The sequence below is a fragment of the Streptomyces sp. NPDC052036 genome (assembly GCF_040680495.1).
Classification (GTDB): Bacteria; Actinomycetota; Actinomycetes; order Streptomycetales; family Streptomycetaceae; genus Streptomyces.
On record NZ_JBFAWW010000037.1, the window covers coordinates 64,269 to 80,250 of the forward strand.

At 68.8% G+C, this 15,982-nt stretch carries 13 protein-coding genes and 2 pseudogenes; 9 read left to right on the plus strand and 6 right to left on the minus strand.

Annotated features, from left to right (window positions below; translation table 11 throughout):
- Window positions 1-418 precede the first annotated feature (418 nt).
- The gene (locus AB0L95_RS34115) at window positions 419-1,528 is read left to right on the plus strand and encodes a PP2C family protein-serine/threonine phosphatase (RefSeq protein WP_365168574.1); all 1,110 of its coding nucleotides are present in this window, start codon (window positions 419-421) and stop codon (window positions 1,526-1,528) included.
- On the opposite strand, the pseudogene AB0L95_RS34120 reads toward AB0L95_RS34115, so the two are convergent.
- A pseudogene (locus AB0L95_RS34120) lies at window positions 1,526-1,703 on the minus strand (epoxide hydrolase); the annotation flags it as partial. The gene AB0L95_RS34115 and the pseudogene AB0L95_RS34120 sit on opposite strands and share 3 nt — an antisense overlap.
- Window positions 1,704-2,193: 490 nt before the next feature.
- Between AB0L95_RS34120 and AB0L95_RS34125 the strand changes: the two are divergent.
- From AB0L95_RS34125 to AB0L95_RS34140, 4 genes are all read left to right on the plus strand, one after another.
- A complete protein-coding gene (locus tag AB0L95_RS34125; protein ID WP_365168576.1) occupies window positions 2,194-2,847 on the plus strand; it encodes a hypothetical protein in 654 nt (217 codons plus the stop codon).
- 137 nt (window positions 2,848-2,984) lie between these two features.
- Complete coding sequence (locus AB0L95_RS34130) at window positions 2,985-3,722, plus strand: lysophospholipid acyltransferase family protein (RefSeq protein WP_365168579.1); 738 nt, start codon at window positions 2,985-2,987, stop codon at window positions 3,720-3,722.
- A 493-nt stretch (window positions 3,723-4,215) separates the two neighbouring features.
- On the plus strand, window positions 4,216-4,938 hold the full coding sequence (locus tag AB0L95_RS34135) for an FAD binding domain-containing protein (protein WP_365168622.1): 723 nt from the start codon (window positions 4,216-4,218) through the stop codon (window positions 4,936-4,938).
- Between the two features lie 290 nt (window positions 4,939-5,228).
- The gene (locus AB0L95_RS34140) at window positions 5,229-5,810 is read left to right on the plus strand and encodes a hypothetical protein (protein WP_365168581.1); all 582 of its coding nucleotides are present in this window, start codon (window positions 5,229-5,231) and stop codon (window positions 5,808-5,810) included.
- Window positions 5,811-5,826: 16 nt separating this feature from the next.
- Here the strand turns inward: AB0L95_RS34140 and AB0L95_RS34145 are convergent, their stop codons facing one another.
- The 3 genes from AB0L95_RS34145 to AB0L95_RS34155 form a co-directional block, all read right to left on the minus strand.
- On the minus strand, window positions 5,827-6,303 hold the full coding sequence (locus AB0L95_RS34145; protein ID WP_365168584.1) for a (2Fe-2S)-binding protein: 477 nt from the start codon (window positions 6,301-6,303) through the stop codon (window positions 5,827-5,829).
- 7 nt (window positions 6,304-6,310) lie between these two features.
- Entirely contained in the window at window positions 6,311-8,653 is a 2,343-nt protein-coding gene (locus AB0L95_RS34150) for a molybdopterin cofactor-binding domain-containing protein (RefSeq protein ID WP_365168586.1), read from the minus strand.
- 153 nt (window positions 8,654-8,806) lie between these two features.
- Window positions 8,807-10,027, minus strand: coding sequence for a helix-turn-helix domain-containing protein (locus AB0L95_RS34155; RefSeq protein ID WP_365168588.1), 1,221 nt, complete (start codon window positions 10,025-10,027; stop codon window positions 8,807-8,809).
- A 255-nt stretch (window positions 10,028-10,282) separates the two neighbouring features.
- Between AB0L95_RS34155 and AB0L95_RS34160 the strand changes: the two genes are divergently transcribed.
- Window positions 10,283-11,470, plus strand: a complete 1,188-nt coding sequence (locus AB0L95_RS34160) for an IS110 family transposase (protein ID WP_365168590.1) — start codon at window positions 10,283-10,285, stop codon at window positions 11,468-11,470.
- 8 nt (window positions 11,471-11,478) lie between these two features.
- Here AB0L95_RS34160 and AB0L95_RS34165 read toward each other — a convergent pair.
- Window positions 11,479-11,651 (minus strand): annotated as a pseudogene (locus AB0L95_RS34165) (IS982 family transposase); the annotation flags it as partial.
- A gap of 189 nt (window positions 11,652-11,840) precedes the next feature.
- On the opposite strand from AB0L95_RS34165, the gene AB0L95_RS34170 reads away from it, so the two are divergent.
- The 3 genes from AB0L95_RS34170 (at window position 11,841) to AB0L95_RS34180 (ending at window position 13,462) form a co-directional block, all read left to right on the plus strand.
- Window positions 11,841-12,224 carry a hypothetical protein gene (locus AB0L95_RS34170; RefSeq protein WP_365168625.1) on the plus strand — a complete coding sequence of 128 codons (384 nt, stop codon included), beginning with the start codon at window positions 11,841-11,843 and terminating at the stop codon, window positions 12,222-12,224.
- Window positions 12,225-12,576: 352 nt separating this feature from the next.
- Window positions 12,577-13,026 carry a DUF4395 domain-containing protein gene (locus AB0L95_RS34175; protein WP_365168593.1) on the plus strand — a complete coding sequence of 150 codons (450 nt, stop codon included), beginning with the start codon at window positions 12,577-12,579 and terminating at the stop codon, window positions 13,024-13,026.
- Between the two features lie 7 nt (window positions 13,027-13,033).
- Window positions 13,034-13,462: a thioredoxin family protein gene (locus AB0L95_RS34180; protein ID WP_365168595.1), complete on the plus strand. Its 429-nt coding sequence runs from the start codon at window positions 13,034-13,036 to the stop codon at window positions 13,460-13,462.
- 211 nt (window positions 13,463-13,673) lie between these two features.
- Here the strand turns inward: AB0L95_RS34180 and AB0L95_RS34185 are convergent, their stop codons facing one another.
- Window positions 13,674-15,311 carry an ATP-binding cassette domain-containing protein gene (locus AB0L95_RS34185; protein WP_365168598.1) on the minus strand — a complete coding sequence of 546 codons (1,638 nt, stop codon included), beginning with the start codon at window positions 15,309-15,311 and terminating at the stop codon, window positions 13,674-13,676.
- Between the last annotated feature and the right edge of the window lie 671 nt (window positions 15,312-15,982).

The window sequence follows — 15,982 nt, forward strand, 5'->3', positions numbered from 1 at the left end:
CGCTCGCTGCCGCGCGGCCGGGCGGCTCCCCGACGAGCCGCCGTGCTTCGGTCGGGACATCACGGTGACCCGGTGTGACGGGCGCTGGCCGGTGTACTCGGAAGGGCGGACGGGCGGACGAAACGCCCGACTGTCTGGCGCCCGCCTCCGTCGGCCCACCTGGCCCCCCATTCCGGGGAGCTGCCCGGAAGTCGCCGTACGCACAGAAGTGGGAAACCAGCGGCTGACCGCGGCCGACGCTCCGTCGTGAAACGAGACACAACCCCTGCCCCTGTCGATCTGCGGATGCCTTCAGCGACGCGTCCAAAGCTAACTAAACCCGGCATATGACTATATGCTCTCTTCCGTGCTCCGGACTGGGTGGATGCGGCCTCGCCGTCCTTTACATGGACGGTGGAGTCCTGCCCTGCTGTCGCCGGTGATCTGGACCGTGGTCATCACGAGCCTTGCGTTCTCCACGCCGAGAAAGATCGCTTTCAGCCGCCTGCTGACCGCTGCACCCGCCCTCGCGGCGTCTGTCTGGCCCGTGCTGCCCACCGTTCTGTTGGGAGCGGCCTGCGTTGCGATCATGATCGGGTTGAGCCTTGTCTACCCCGATCTGGGCACCTGGTTCACCGTGGGTGCCATTGCCGCGGTCACCGTGGCCGCCGCGTACGCCAGCCGTGTCCGCATCCAGCGGGAACAGGCGTTCGTCGAGCTCCACCTGGTTGCCGAGGCGGCACAGAAAGTCCTCTTGCGCCCCCTACCTCGCCGGGTCGGTCGCATCGATATCGAGTCGATGTACGTCGCAGCCGCCGCGCAGGCCCGCATCGGCGGGGACTTCTATGAAGCCGTCTCCACTCCTTACGGTGTGCGACTGATCATCGGCGATGTGCGGGGCAAGGGCCTGCCCGCAGTAGGAGCGGCTGCGGCAGTGGTCAACTGTTTCCGGGAGGCCGCATACGACGAACCTACCCTGGAGGGCATTGTCCGCCGCCTGGATGTCAGCAGCACCCGGCACAGCTGTACGCTCCCCGCCGGGGACCTCATGGAACAGTTCACCACCGTGGTGCTTGCCGAGTTCCCGCACCAGGGCGGCCGCATCAAGCTCCTCAACTGTGGCCATCCTCCCCCTCTGCTCCTGCATCACGGCGAACTCCATGTCCTGGACCCCACCGCCGTCTCGCCGATGCTCAACCTTGCGGGACTCATCGGCACCGGCTACATCACTGACACGATCGTCTGTTACCCCGGTGACCAGCTGCTTTTCTATACGGACGGCGTCATCGAGGGCCGGAACGGCAGAGGCGAGTTCTTTCCCTTGCAGGACTGGATGCGTCGCCAGACCTCAGCCGAGCCCAGGGAACTGCTCGACACGCTTCATCGGGATCTCCTCCAGCACAGCGGTGGCGGACTCGACGACGACGTCGCAGCCCTCGCGGTGCGACTTCATGACGGCTTGGCGGGGGAGGCGGCCTGGGATACCCATACGGAGATCGGGCGGAGCGCATACCGGCCTGCTGACCCGGCACGTGGGGATTCCGAGTAGTCCCGCAGGCCGCTGTACGGCCATCTTGCCCGCGGCCACGGCACCCCAGTCGCCACCCTGGGATACGTAGTGCTCGTATCCCAGCCGCTCCATCAGTACGGCCCAGGCGCGCGCGATGCGTCGGGCCCCACCCGGTGCTCGTCGGCCGTTCCGAGAAGCCGTAGCCGGGCATCGAGGATCGGGCAGCCGCCGGTCGAGCGGGTGCGGGGCCGGAGCTCCGGGCGGGCGTCGATGGCGGGCGGGCATGGCCTGCTTCAAGCCGGACCGGCGGTCCCGGCTCATCTATGCGATTCGCGAGTATCGGGGCCGTAAGGACGAGCCGAAGGGCTTCGGCCGGCGGGACTTCCGTGACCTGGTCCTCCGCGCCCGTATACAGCTCGGGGGCCCGATCGCGCTGGTCTGGGACAACGTTCGCCTCCACCTGACCGCCGGTGAAAGGAACTCATCGAAGCGAGTGCCGAGTGACTGACCGTGTTCCGACTCCCGGCACACGCTGACCTCAATCCGACCGAGGGCATCTGGGCGCTGGTCAAGCGCGACCTGGGCAACCTGGCAGCTCCTCGCCACAAGCGCTCATGCCGTCGCCCGCGTGAATCGATGAAGTACCACCGGGTATGGGGGTGAGAGGGGCCGTCGAACAGCGCCGCCGAGCGGGAGGACGCGCCATGTCGCCCGACGTACGGACCCATGAATGGTCGCTGACCTCCCCCGCTCTCGCGGAGCAGCTGATCGAGGCGGTTTCGCATGTCCAGGTCCGAGATCTGGACACGTTGCGTCGGCACTTTCCCGGTCTGGGCCCGGAGGAGATCGCCGATCATCTGGTCACCGGGGCGGTGCGGAGCGCCGAAGCCGTCGGAGCGGGCGTGGGTTCTGCCGCGGCGTTGCCCACTCCTCCGGCAATGCCCGTCGAACTGGCCGCAGGCATCCTCGGGACAGCGTCCGTCGAGTTCAAACTCATCGCCGAACTCCACGAGGTGTACGGCCTGCCTGTGCCTGGAACCGCTCGACAGCGTGCCGCACTGTATCTCGCGGAGTGGACGGAAGGGCACGGCCTGGACATCACCAAGCCGACCTCCGCGGTCAGTCTCATGCTCAGCGTCCGGGTGAGGAGGCACCTGCGCCGACGGCTGCTCACGCTCGCCGTACGCAAGATCCCCACGCTGACGCCCTTCATGGTCGGCGCGGCCATCGGCGCCTTGCTGAACCATTACGACACCACAAGGCTCGCCCGGCGCATCCGTGCCGACCTGCACGCGCGACAGGTCCCTTGGCGGGCGCCCCCCGGGCAGGAGTCGGCCCCCGCGGGTGCCGACTCCTGAGCAGCCATCCGGTTCACGGACTCGATGTCAGCCCTGTCGCACAGAACATCCGGCGCGCTCCCGGATACGCGAGCGCGCCCAGGACCCGCTGGGACAGAGCCCGCGAGCTGGGGCCGATCGGCAGGTGGGAGCCGCCCATGTTCTATTACGTGCTCAAGTACGTCCTTCTGGGGCCCTTGCTTCGGTTGCTGTTCCGGCCGCGGGCCGAGGGGCTGGAGCACGTTCCGGTCAAGGGCGCGGCGATCGTCGCAGGCAATCACCTGTCCTTCGCGGACCCCCTCCTCATGCCCGCGGTCCTGAAACGGCGCATCACGTTCCTGGCCAAGGCCGAGTACTTCCAGGCGCCGGGCCTCACTGGCCGACTGACCGCGCTCATTCTCCACGATGCCGGGCAGATTTCGGTGGACAGGACCGGCAGGGCCGCGGGGGAGACGGCCATCCGGGAGGGGCTGGGCGTGCTGGCAAAGGGAGAGCTCCTGGCGATCTACCCGGAGGGCACGCGTTCGCCCGACGGCCGGCTGTACAAGGGCAAGGTCGGGGTGGCGGCGATGGCGCTGGCGGCGCAGGTTCCGGTGATTCCGTGCGCGATGGTGGGGACGTTCGAGATCCGGACCCCGGAGCGTGTCCTGCCGAGGATCCGGCCGGTCGCGATCCGGACCCCGGAGCGTGTCCTGCCGAGGGTCCGGCCGGTCGCGATCCGCTTCGGGGAACCGCTGGACTTCTCGCGCTTTATGGGGATGCCGGGCGACAAGACGGTGCTGCGGGCCGTTACTGACGAGATCACGTACGCGATCTTGCAACTGTCGGGCCAGGAGTACGTGGACCGGTACGCGGCCGATGTGAAGGCCGGTCAAGCGAAGGGAGGACGACGTTGAGGCTCCGCCGATGGCGGCTGCTGGTCACGGTGACCCATCACGCTGGTGGCCCCCGCCGACGGTGGCAGGATGAATCCGCTGCTCACGCAGGTGGAGGGGCCACCCTGGTGAACAGCGGCGCGGCGGTCTGCCTGCGTCCTGTACCGGTGCCGCCCGGGTCGTCGAGCGCCCCTGACTGACAGGCCGTTGCCGAAGGCGGGCGCCAGACCCAGGCCGACGCACCTGCGTTCGCAGCCACCTCAGTACCTCTGCGCCGTCGTGCGAGTGACGCAGTGTCGGACTGAATCGGGTACGTCGGGGAAACGGACGCCCCGGGGGGCCACGCGCCCCACGGCTCGGAGGGGCTCACGGTCGCGGCCGTGCCCCTTCCGTGGTGCGCGTGTGAGCCCTGTACGCGCCCCCGCCCGTGCGAGAAGACTGCGCCCTGCCGGCATGCAGGTGGCCGGAAGTGACTGTCCAGCGTGCCACGGTCGAGAAAGGCGGGTCGGCCACCGTGCTGTTGCGTCTGCCCATATCCATGGCCGAAGCGCAGGAGTGTCTCGCCGAGGCGGCTGTTCCGATCGGCGGTGCGACGCTCGTTTGGGCTGTCTGGCAGCGGGACGGCTTCCCGGAACTGGCCATGTCGCTACGAGACCTGCCGGACGCCAACGTCATAGGACGCGAGACGCTCGGCGCCGCCGTGGTGCTGAACCGGATCGACGACCGGGTGCCGGACGTACTGAGACTGGCGGCCGCCACGGTGGGGACGGGTGCCGTGCGAAGGACGGCCACCGTCGGCGGCAACCTCGTCGGCAGCACGCTGCGCTGCCTGCTGCCCGCGGCGCTTGTCCTGGACGCTCGGGCGATGGTGCTGGAATCGGACGGCGTCCACGAGACGGACCTGGCCGAGATGATGGCCAAGCGGCCCTTGCTGGTCGGCCTCCGCTGGCGCGACCCGATCGCCTCCGCGTACCGCAAACTGCCCGCAGAAGCAGGCGGACCGCCGCCCCTCGTCGTCGCCTCGGCGCTGCACGTCGACGACGGCGCGGGTATCCGCCTCCGTGTCGCCGTGCGGGACGGCTACGACGTGGTCAGCGGTGACACCGCCTGCGGCACAGACACCGAACAGGCCCTACACGCGCTGCACACCACGGCCCTGGGTGACCTTTCGGGCGAGGCCTGGGACGTCGTCCGCCGACAGGTGACCGGACTGCTGGACGATCGCGGCTCGGCCTGAGGGGGCGGAGGACCGCCCGCCCCGCTTTGTTCCCCCTTGGCCCAGGGGCGTCCCCGCGGGTTTTGGAGGAGACCGGCAGCAAGGCCGGTGCCCTGGTGGCGGATGGACGGCCGGCTTGCCGCCTCGTGAGCGCCATACGCCCACCCGTTCAGTGGTGCCCTTAGCGGCAGGCGCGATGCCGAAGGGTTCACGCGCCTACCCTGCGCGCGGAAGCCCTCCCGTGCAGTTGCCGCCTCACGGCGGTCGCACTCGGCCGCCGTCTGGGCCGGCCGCAGAGGCACGGTCACGGCGTGCTCATCGGGGATCCCGGCGAGAGCGCCATCCGCACCGGCGCCCTGCACCAGCGGTTCGCAGTCCGTGGCATCCGAGGCCGGCTCGACCTCATCCCGGATCGGCGAGAGGAACGGATGCAGCTCATGCGCGATGATGAGCCGCTCGAACTTCCGCGGATACGTGATCTGTTGGTCGAGGCCACGACCCACCCAAGCCCCCAGACAGTGGTCAGCGTCACCACCAACGACGCTGAGCCGATGCGCGACGCACCGGGCACGGGCTTCAAGATCCTCCCATGGCCCTTATTGACCTATCTCGGCTCCCCCTATCGGGCGACACCCTCCCGTGTGGCGTCCGTCCGCAGGTCGACAACAGCTCTTCCGGTCGCAGAAGAACCGGCGGACCCGCAGCCGGACGATGACCCGGCGCGCGCCCAACGGCCGCTCGTCCAAAGTGCTGGATATGTGCTGGGCATGCACTTCGCCTGCTTCCGGCAGTGCGGACACCGACCCGGACGAGCCGTCGACACAGCCTCCACCACCCGGGTGCCGAAGGGCCGCGAGGAGATCGCCCGGCTCGCCGGCATCAGCACCGACTAGTACAGACTCAGGCCGGTCACATGTTCTTCGCGCCGGCTTTGATGGCCTCGCGGATACGGGAGTAGGTCCCGCACCTGCAGATGTTGCGCAATTCGTCGATGTCAGCGTCGGTTATCTCACGGCCGGCGGCGCGGACCTGTTGGACCTTGGCGACGGCGGCCATGATCTGGCCGGGCTGGCAGTAGCCGCACTGGGCGACGTCGTGGTCCAACCAGGCCTGCTGCATCGGGTGGAGTTCCTGGCCGACGGTGGCGGGAAGGCCCTCGATGGTGGTGATCTCGTCGGTGGGCTGGATGTCCTCCACCTGCACCGAGCACGGGTTGAATGCCTTGCCGTTGATGTGGGAGGTACAGGCCTTGCAGACGTCGAGCGCGCACCCGTATTTCGGACCGGTGACGCCGAGCAGGTCGCGCAGGACCCAGAGCAGGCGGACGTTGTCCTCGGCTTCCACGGTGATCTGCCGGCCGTTGAGCTTGAACGTGTGAGTGGGCATGGCTTCCTCAGAATGTGTGATCGAGGCCGTCGGTGGGGGATTGCGGCGTGGACGGTTCCAGCGGAAGCGGCTCGAAGCCGAGAGTGCCGTGGTTGATCGGGAATCGGGTCGGCATGGTTCCGGTGGCCCGGGCATAGGCGCAGGCGACCGCGGCGAAGGACGGCGCCACCCCGAGTTCGCCGGCGCCGCTGGGGCTGTCGCTGGTGTTCGGCATGACGATCACCTGCAGGTCCAGCGGGGCGTTCCATTCGCGCGTGTAGAAGTAGTTGTCCCAACTGCCTTCCAACGGAATGCCGTTCTTGATGTGCAGGCTGGACGTAAGGGCAAGCGCGATACCGTCCTGCATGCCCCCGATCATCTGCGCTTCCAGGCCTCGAGGATTGATCGCGAAGCCCGCGTCGACCACAACGAGCGCCTTGGTCACCCGGGGGCCGGCGATGCCGTCGCGGATGGGCCGGTTCACGGTCTCAGGTCGGCAGTCGATCTCGACGAGTGCCGCCGCCGCGCCCCGGTACTCCGAGTGCAGCCCAATGCCTTGGGCTGTTCCGGCCGGCATCGCCCTGCCCCAATCGCCTGCCTCGGCCGCCTTCTCGAGCACCGCGAGCAGCCGCTGGTCCTTGAGGAACTCGCGGCGGAATTGAACCGGGTCCCTCCCCATCTTCTCCGCGAGCCGGTCCACGACGAGCTCCTGCGCGCAGACCACGTTCGGCGAGTAGATGTTGCGCATGCTGCCGGTGTTGAACCGCAGCGGAACCTCGTTGAGCAGCTGCGTGGTGACCCCGAAGTTGTAGGGCGATGACTGCGTCAGCTGGAAGATGGTCTCCGCGAAGCTGAGGTTGCCGGCGACCGGCAGATGCGCGGCGGTCGCTGTGATCATTTCGCCGAGGCCATGGCCGAAGTCGGTCTGGACGCTGGTGTGCCGCTGCTCGTAACTGATCACATTGCCCAGCGCATAGCCGGCCCGGACCCGGGAGATGCACATCGGATGCGTACGGCCCTGGCGGAAGTTGTCAGTGCGGGACCAGGACAGCTTCACCGGCTTGCCCATCTTCTTCGAGACCTCGGCTGCCTCGGCCGCCACGTCGTGGAAGAGATGCCGTCCGAACGAGCCACCTGCCTGGACGACGTGCACCTTCACTGCGTCCACCGGCAGTCCGAGCTGCTTGGCGATCTCCTCCTGGGCGACGATCGGCACCTTCAGGCAGGCCCAGATCTCCGCGCTGTCCGAGCGCACATCAGCGATCGCGTTGTCCGGCTCGAGCGGACTGTTGCTGGCGAACGCGAAGGTGAACTCGGCGTCGATGGTCTTGATCAGCAGCGACGGCACGGTCATGGGCGGTGTTGCCGCCCGCAGCTTGCTCTCGACGCTGGCATCGGACTCGCCGTCCACCGTCCCCGGTCCCCAGGTGACATTCAGCACCTGGATCGCGTCGATGCACTGGCCGAACGTCTCCGCACGCACCGCCACGCCGTGGGTGATGACAGCGACGTCGGTGACTCCTGGCATGGCACGCACAACGTCGGCGTTGTTGACCGACACCACCGTGCCGTTGATCGTCGGCGGCCGGGCCACCATGGTGGGCTTCGCATCCGGGATCTGCATGTCCATCCCGAACTGCTTGCGGCCGGTGACGATGTCATAGGCATCGATACGGTTCTGCGGCGTGCCGAGAACGGCGAACTCGGACGAGGGCTTGAGCTTGGCCGTCACCGCGACAGTCTGATCGCTGGCCGCCGAGACGGCGAGCGATCCGTAGGTCGCGGACCTGCCACCAGTACCGGTGACGACGCCGCCCCGGGTGCTCAGCTCGGAGGCGGGCACGCCCCACTGCGCGGCGGCTGTGTCGACGAGCCGCTGCCGGGCAATCGCGGCGGCGGTGCGGACCGGTACGTACATGCTGCGCATGGAGTTCGAACCGCCGGTGAGCTGGTTCATCAGAAGTTCGGGCCGGGCGTCGGCCAGCGCGATGGAGACCTTGTCCATCGGCAGGTCCAGCTCCTCGGCGACCATCATCGCAATCGCCGTGGTCATGCCCTGGCCGACCTCGGCACGGGGGACGGCGAAGAACGCGGTGCCGTCCGTGTTCACTCGCACCGAGATCAGACCCGAGGTGGGTGCCGCGGCGAGGTTCTGCAGGTCACCCAGGTCGAACAGCTCTTCCGGTTCGGGCAGGGACGGGACGGCTGCCCGGGCCTGTTGCGCATCGGTTACGTCAACCGCCCAGTCCACGGCCACCGCGAGGGTGGGGGCGGCGATGAGGTATCCGAGGAAGCGACGGCGGCCAACGCCGCTGCGTTCGTCGGTCGGCCCCTCGTCGGGACCGCGCGGCGAACGACTCTGTACTGCCATGGACGTTCCTCTCCCACGAGCATGTGGAGGATCAGTGCTGCGGGGGAGGGTGCCACGGCTGCCGCCGCTCGGGGATGGCCGCGATGCCCATGCTTATCCGCTCCGGTTGTGCCCTCTGCACAACCGGAGCGGATGCGACCGGAAGGAGCGCGCTCAGCCGTCCTCGGGCGGCATGAACAGGCGGGCGGCGCGGAGCGCCAGCGCAAGGTCCACCTGGAAGGCGCCGCCAGAGAGGTCACGCCCGGTGATCTGATGGATCCGGTGCAACCGGTTGAGCACGGTGTTGCGGTGGCAGTGCGCCAGCTCGGCGGTGCGCCGGACAGAACCGGCCGCGGCCACCCAGGTCTCCAGCGTGGCAAGGAGCACCTGGCGTTCCGCGGCGGGAACCTTGAGGAGGGGGGCGAGCCAGACCTGGACGAGCTGCGCGGCCAGCTCCGGGGAGCTCACGAGCAACGCCTCGGGCAGCCGTTCCTTTAGAGATGCGACTTCGCTGCGGCCCGTCGGGACGGTGCGCCGGGCCAGGACGGCCTGTCGGTAGGCGACGTCGGCATCAGACAGCCCGACCACCACATCGGACAGCCCGGCGGGGGCGTCCACCGCTTCGTCCAGCACGGCGAGCGCCGTATCCAGCGCCGAATCGCCGAGAGCGAGCAATCCGATGAGAGTGTGGGAGCGCGCCTGCCAGGCCGAATCGATGCGGGCGGCGGTCAGTCGTCGTTGCAGCAGTGCTACGGAGCCGTGGTCCTCGGCACGGATATCGACGGTCACCACGGCGTACCGGCCGTCTACGGGCATACCGATGATTCTGGCGGCCTCGTGCGCGAACGCAGGGTCTCTTGCCCTGCCGTTCAGCACTCCTTCCCACAGCGCCGCTCGGCGCTGTTCGTCGGCGCGGAGGAGTCGACGTTCCGTGTGGTGGTAAGCGACCGCGACCTCCGAGGAGATGGCGTCGACGATCTCCCAGACCTTGCTAGCCACGTCCAGCAGCGCGTCCATGTCATCCACGCCTTGGGCCCGGGCCTGATCGATCAAGGCCTCCCAGACGATTCGGCCGCCGATGCGGAACGACCGGAGCACGTCGTCCAGTGGCATCCGTTGCCCGGCCCGGCGCTGTCCGGTCGCGTGCGCGGCGTCGAAGTGGTCGTCGCCTGCAGGCCGGTCGGGCCCGGCCGTCCTGTCGGCGACCAACTGCACCACTCGGGTGATGTTGTCATGGCAGGACTGCCACAGGTCGTCTGCAGGGACCGAGGTCAGCCGACGGTAGCCGGGGTTCTGCTCGTAGATGGTGCACACCAGCACGTCGGCCAGGGCCGGGACCCGCAGCAGCACGCTCGCGGCCAGCGATTGCGCAATCGAAGTGCCCATGTCACTCATGGTCGGATCAGCATCTCATACCTGGTGGACTGGGTGCAGTTGATCGGGATGAGCGAGCCATTCGTAGGGTTGGCTCACCCAGGGGTGTCGGGTGTGGTTTTCAGTGGTCTGCCGTCCGTGGCTTCTTACGATTCGGCGCCCGCCCCCCCCGACGACTCGGCTGCTGATGAGGAATTGCGATCCGATCGCTGAGTAGGGACTCGCCAGCGAGGTCGTCTGTGGTGCAGGTAGGCAAGCGACCCGTGGAGAGCGTGCGTGACAGCGATCTGGGCCGGTATCGACGCCGGCAAGACCCACCACCACTGCGTGGTGGTCAACGGCACCGGCAAGCGGCTGCTGTCGCGCCGGGTGGCCAATGACGAGCCGGAGCTGCTGCGACTCCTGGCCGACGTCCTCGCCCTGGGCGACGACGTCACCTGGGGCATCGACCTGGCCGACGGCGGCGCCCTGCTGATCGACCTGCTGCTCAACCACGGCCAGCACACGCTCTACAGCCCCGGCATGGCCGTCAACCGGGCCTCCGAGGGCTACCGGGGTGAAGGCAGGACCGATGCCAAGGACGCGGCGATCATCGCCGACCAGGCCCGGATCCGGCGGGACCTGCAACCCCTGCGGCCCGGGGACGAGCTGGTCACCGAACTGAAGATCCTCACCGTTCACCGCCGCGACCTCACCGACGACCGCACCCGTGCGATCAACGGGCTGCGCAGTCACCTCACCGGAAGCTTCCCCGCCCTCGAACGAGCCCTGGACCTAACCAACGCCGGCCCCCTCGTTCCGCTCACCGGGCACCAGACCCCGGCCGCCGTCCGCCGGACCGGTGTCCGCCGACTGGAGACCTGGCTGCGCAACCGCAAGGTCCGTGGCGCCGCCCCACTCGCCCAGGCCGCCATGGAAGCCGCCGAGAGCCAGCACACCAGCGTGACCGGGGAGAAGCCGACCGCCCGGCTCGTCCACACCCTGGCGAGGGAGGTGATGCGCCTCAACGAGCAGGTCGCCGAGATCGACAAGCTCATCGAGGCCCGGTTTCGCGAACACAAGCACGCCATGGTGATCGCGAGCATGCCCGGCATCGGCCCCTTGCTCGGCGCGGAATTCCTTGCTGCCACCGGCGGGAACATGACGGCCTTCGCCACCCCGGACCGTCTCGCCGGGTTCGCCGGCGTCGCCCCGGCTCCCCGCGACTCGGGGAAGATCAGCGGCAACCTCCACCGGCCGAAGAGATATAGCCGCGGTCTTCAACGCGTCTTCTACACGTCAGCGTTGATCAGCATCCGCTACTGCGACGAGTCCCGCCGTTTCTACGACCGCAAGCGCGCCGAGGGCAAGCGGCACACTCAGGCCGTCCTCGCTCTTGCCCGCCGTCGCGTCAACGTCCTGTGGGCCCTGCTCCGTGACGGAAGGTGCTACGAGTCCATACCGCCCGTCACGGCAGCCACTTGACAACGAGATTAGGAATCGTGTGTGGTCAGGGCGTGCATGACCGGCTGGCCGATGTGGTCGTTGTGCCAAATGGCGGTGTGAATGCGAGGATGCGCTGCAGGACGCGGACGGCTACGCCTGCAGGTGTGCGGCCGCGGTGGCGTTCAAGGTAGAGCTGTCCCTTGAAGGTCTCGTTGAGTGCGCTCGCGAGGGAGCCCGGCCCTGTCTTCCCACACCGACGTTGGACTCCTTCGCCACATCCATGGGCGCCTTCCCGCACATACGAGCCCATGCGACACCGAACCCAGCGGCCCGGGCCGGCAGCCCGGCAACGACAGTCCGCTCCCATAGCCGGCACGATGTCCGGTGTGGCAAGGCGCACCGGGCTGCGATGGAACACCAGGTGGCTGATGGTGCTGCTGCCGCCCCGACGGAGAATCCGGGTGTGGTGACCGACGAGGGTACGGCGGCGGCTCCGCTTCCCTTGCCCACGGCGGAACCTGCGTTCCTGCATGGCGGTGAGCCGGCCGACGCGCCTGGCGAGCCGGATGCCGACGTAGCCGAGCCGGACGTTCACCTGGCCGCCGACACGTCCGCCCGGCGAATTGCCGACCTGCCCGTGGAAGCGGACGCTGTCCTGTCGCCGGAGCCGGCGCACTGCACACCCGCCAAGCGGGAGGTCGGTAGCGCCGCCGCGCCGGAGCCTGAGGGCCAGTCGGCGCTGGGGGCCGAGGACGGGACTGCCGCCGGCGCGAGGTGGGATGGGCGGTGTTGATGTGGCGCCGCACGAACGGCGAGAGGCGGGCGACGGCCTCGTCGCGGACGTCGAAGCTGTCCGCGCGCCGTTGGTTCACGGCGGCGTCCATGTACCAGGTGCCGAAGAGTACGAGGGCACCCCCGGAGTTCTCTGGTCCCTTCCTGCTCGTCTCCGGGTGGACGGCCTGCGGGTCCGGCAGGTGGGCGGTGATTGACGGTGGCGAGGGGTGGCTGCTGGAATGGCGGCATGTTCTCCGCGACGTTCCTGGTCATCAGGGCTCACATCGACTTCGGTCGGGTGTGGTCCGCCGCGTGTCGCTGACCGCGCGCCCCATTCGCCAGGATCTGTCCGTACCGTCCCGGAGTCCGTCATGCCCGACCGAACCCCCGGTGTGCCCGTCCGCGTTGACCCGCGTGGGCCGCGCTTCGCCGCCGTGCTCACGACCGTCGTCCTTCTTCTGGTCCTTGCCACCGGCAGCGGCGTGCTGCTCGCGGCGCAGGCCGTCGTCTTCGCTCTCGGCGCGGTTCTAGGACTGCGCTGGTCCCCGTATGGCTGGCTCTACCGTCGGCTGGTGCGTCCCCGTCTCGGGCCGCCGCAGGAGCTTGAGGACGAGCGGCCGCCGCGATTCGCGCAGGCGGTCGGCCTGGGCTTCGCGATCCTAGGAGCGGCGGGTTATCTGTCCGGTGTCACCTGGCTCGGCATCGCCGCGGGCGCGGCCGCGCTCGCGGCTGCCTTCCTGAACGCCGCCTTCGGCTACTGCCTGGGCTGCGAGCTCTACCTGCTCGCGGTCCGCGGCCGGGCCCGGCTGAGCCACGGGTGAGGTGGCTGTGAGCGACCCGATCGGGCTGATCGTGGCCGCCGTCGTGTTGGCGGCGGCGACCGTCTTCGGGCTGTTCCGTGCTCGTCGCGACGGCAGGCTGCGCGACGGTGGCCGGGGCGACGCGTTGCGGCTGTCCTCCGGTGAGCTGGGTGTGGCGCTCGGAGAGCGGGCGACGCTGGTGCAGTTCTCGACGGCCATCTGCGCAACCTGCCCCGGCACCCGGCGGCTGTTGGCCGGCGTTGCCGCCGGGACGCCCGGCGTGCGCCATGTGGAGATCGACGCCGAGGCGCGGCTCGACCTGGTCCGCCGCGTCGAGGTGATGCGCACACCGACCGTGCTCGTCCTCGACCGCGCCGGTCGCGTCGTCCGCCGCGCCTCCGGGGCGCCGAGCCGGGCCGACGTGGTGTCGGCGGTGGAGCTGGCCACGGCGGACTGAGGGGTCATCCGTGAGTTTGTGACGAACGGTGATCTTGCCCCGAAGGCCATCACACGACGCGCGCGTCGGGTCCGACGCCGCATCCTCCAGGCCCCAACCCGCGTCGTCGCAGGCCCTCGGCCACCACGACAAGACGCCCCCCCGACTGGTCACCGAAGCCGGCGGTACTTGGAGGTGCGCTCCGAGCGTGCTGCGCTCTCTTGCCGTGGCCCTACTTCCTCATGACGGCGGGTTCTTGGCGCCGAAGCAGGCAGGCAACGGCCACTGCGAAGACGACCGACAGCAAGAGCAGCATGGCCGTACTGAGCAGCCATGCGGCGGCCGTGTGATGGAACAGCGGATCGGATTTCACCCTCTTGTCCGGGAGGATGGAGGCGAGCTGGATGGTTCCAGCCATCGCGGCGAACGCCCATCGGGAGGGTGCCAGCCATGCCGGGTACTCGACTGCGGGCACTCCGTGCAGTTTCACCAGAGCACCGCAGAAAACCACCTGGACTATGGCCAGAAGCACAAGCAGGGGCATGGTCACCTCCTGCCTGCGGACGAGCGCCGAGATGAGGAGACCGAGCATCATGGCCGCGCAGGCCAGGAGGGCCAGCACGAATGTGATCTCCGCGAGCGGCGGCATCAGTACCCCCAGGCCCCGTGGCGCGTTCAGATCGACACCGGAGAGTGCCACCAACGTGAGCACGGCGGCCTGGACCACTGTGATGGTCCCGAGGACCAGGATCTTGGACATCAGATAGGCGGATCTGGACAGGCCGAAGGCTCGCTCCCGCTGGTAGATCACGCTTTCCTTGATCAGTTCGCGCACGGCATTGGCCGCGCCGGTCAGAACGGCGCCGACGCAGAGGACGAGCAAGGCACTGGTTGCCGTATCGCCGTTCAGTCGGCTGCCGGCGATGAACCGGGTCAGGATGCCCATCACCGCAGGAAGGGCGATCATGACGCTCAAGAAAGTACGGTCGGCGGCGAGAACAGTGGCGTAGCGTCTCACCAGTGTCCCGAGCTGGGCGCCCCACGTCTGTCGCCGCAGGGGTGGTCCCACTGCCCGGGTCTTCGGCCGGGGGGTGGTTCGCTGCATGCCGGCGGCGGTGACGTACCGCTGATGGTGAGGTGAGTGCCGGTACTCCTCCGCCCATTCGCGGTCGCCTGCTGCCTCAAACGCCTCGAACGCCTCTGGCCAGTCCGCGAAACCCAGGCACGGCAGGGCCTCGGAGGGCGGTCCGTAGTACGCGACTTCGCCGCCACGCGCGAGCACGAGCAGGCGGTCACATACGTCGAGGCTGAGCACACTATGTGTGACGACGATGACTGTTCGTCCACCATCCGCGAGACCACGCAGCATGCGCATCACCGAGCGGTCCATACCGGGATCAAGGCCGGAGGTCGGCTCGTCGAGGAACAGCAGGGACGGTTTGGTCAGCAACTCCAGGGCCACGCTGACGCGTTTGCGCTGCCCCCCGGAGAGGCTGTGGATGGGCTGGTCAGCGCGTTCTTCCAGGCCCAGTTCCCGGATGACCTCCTCGACCCGTGCCTGCCGTTCTGTCGGCGCGGTGTCCTGCGGAAAGCGCAGCTGGGCCGCATAGCCGAGGGCGCGTCGCACAGTGAGCTGTGTGTGCAGGACGTCGTCCTGAGGAACGAGCCCGAGCCGCTGGCGGAGTGCGGCGTAGTTGCTGTAGAGGTCATGCCCGTCATACAGCACCGCACCACAGTCCGCAGGTCGCAGGCCGGTGAGGGCGTTGAGGAGCGTGGATTTCCCCGCCCCGCTGGGGCCCACGATCGCGAGCAGACACCTCGCGCCGACAGGAAAGGACACCTCGTGGAGGAGCCTGTGGCGCTTGCCCACGACCACAGTCAGGCCTTGGACATCAAGGGTGATCTTGCCGGTGTCGACACATTCCTGCGGCTGATCGCCGACGAGGCGGACTTCCCGCTCGCCGCCGCGGTGGATGGACGGCTCCAGCTCGAACTCGTCGGGGTGGTCCGTGCGGCCGAAGGCGCGGCCGGGGTTGCAGAGCGATGTCTCACTCATGCTTACCCCGATACGGAAGGGCGGGCGCGGGCACGGGTGCCTGCGGGGGGCGAAGGCTGCAAGGCTGCGCGGGTGTCCGTGTCGGGGTGCACCGCGCGTCGCGGGGCCCGTGTGCGGCCGCGGCGCCCTGACAGGGCGCGGTCGGCAGGGGATCGGGGTGTGTCGCCGGTTCGGCCGGGGCCGACGTCCGGGCGACCGCAGCAGCGGATCCGGCCAGGCGGGGCGTCTGGGACCGGTGCAGGGCCCTCGATCGCTCTCCCGTCACGCGCAGAGCTTCGGCCGCTGTCCAAGGAAGCGTCCAGCCCGGGACCGAGCCTCGCCGAAGGTTGACGCGGCGGATGTGCGGGGGCGTTCGGGCCGCATGGACGCCCAGCCGTCGCCCCTGGAAGGAACCATGTTCAGGCACCTGGAACGGGTGGTGGGTCTGCGCGTTCGGCCATGGTGCGTTCATCGACGCTCCCTGGCGTGACCGTTCCTGTCGCAGG

Coding starts and splice junctions, on each gene's coding strand:
- AB0L95_RS34125 (WP_365168576.1), top strand. CDS start 2,194: ATGTCGCCCGACGTACGGACCCATGAATGGTCGCTGACCTCCCCCGCT.
- AB0L95_RS34130 (WP_365168579.1), top strand. CDS start 2,985: ATGTTCTATTACGTGCTCAAGTACGTCCTTCTGGGGCCCTTGCTTCGG.
- AB0L95_RS34145 (WP_365168584.1), bottom strand. CDS start 6,303: ATGCCCACTCACACGTTCAAGCTCAACGGCCGGCAGATCACCGTGGAA.
- AB0L95_RS34150 (WP_365168586.1), bottom strand. CDS start 8,653: ATGGCAGTACAGAGTCGTTCGCCGCGCGGTCCCGACGAGGGGCCGACC.
- AB0L95_RS34155 (WP_365168588.1), bottom strand. CDS start 10,027: ATGAGTGACATGGGCACTTCGATTGCGCAATCGCTGGCCGCGAGCGTG.
- AB0L95_RS34170 (WP_365168625.1), top strand. CDS start 11,841: ATGGAACACCAGGTGGCTGATGGTGCTGCTGCCGCCCCGACGGAGAAT.
- AB0L95_RS34175 (WP_365168593.1), top strand. CDS start 12,577: ATGCCCGACCGAACCCCCGGTGTGCCCGTCCGCGTTGACCCGCGTGGG.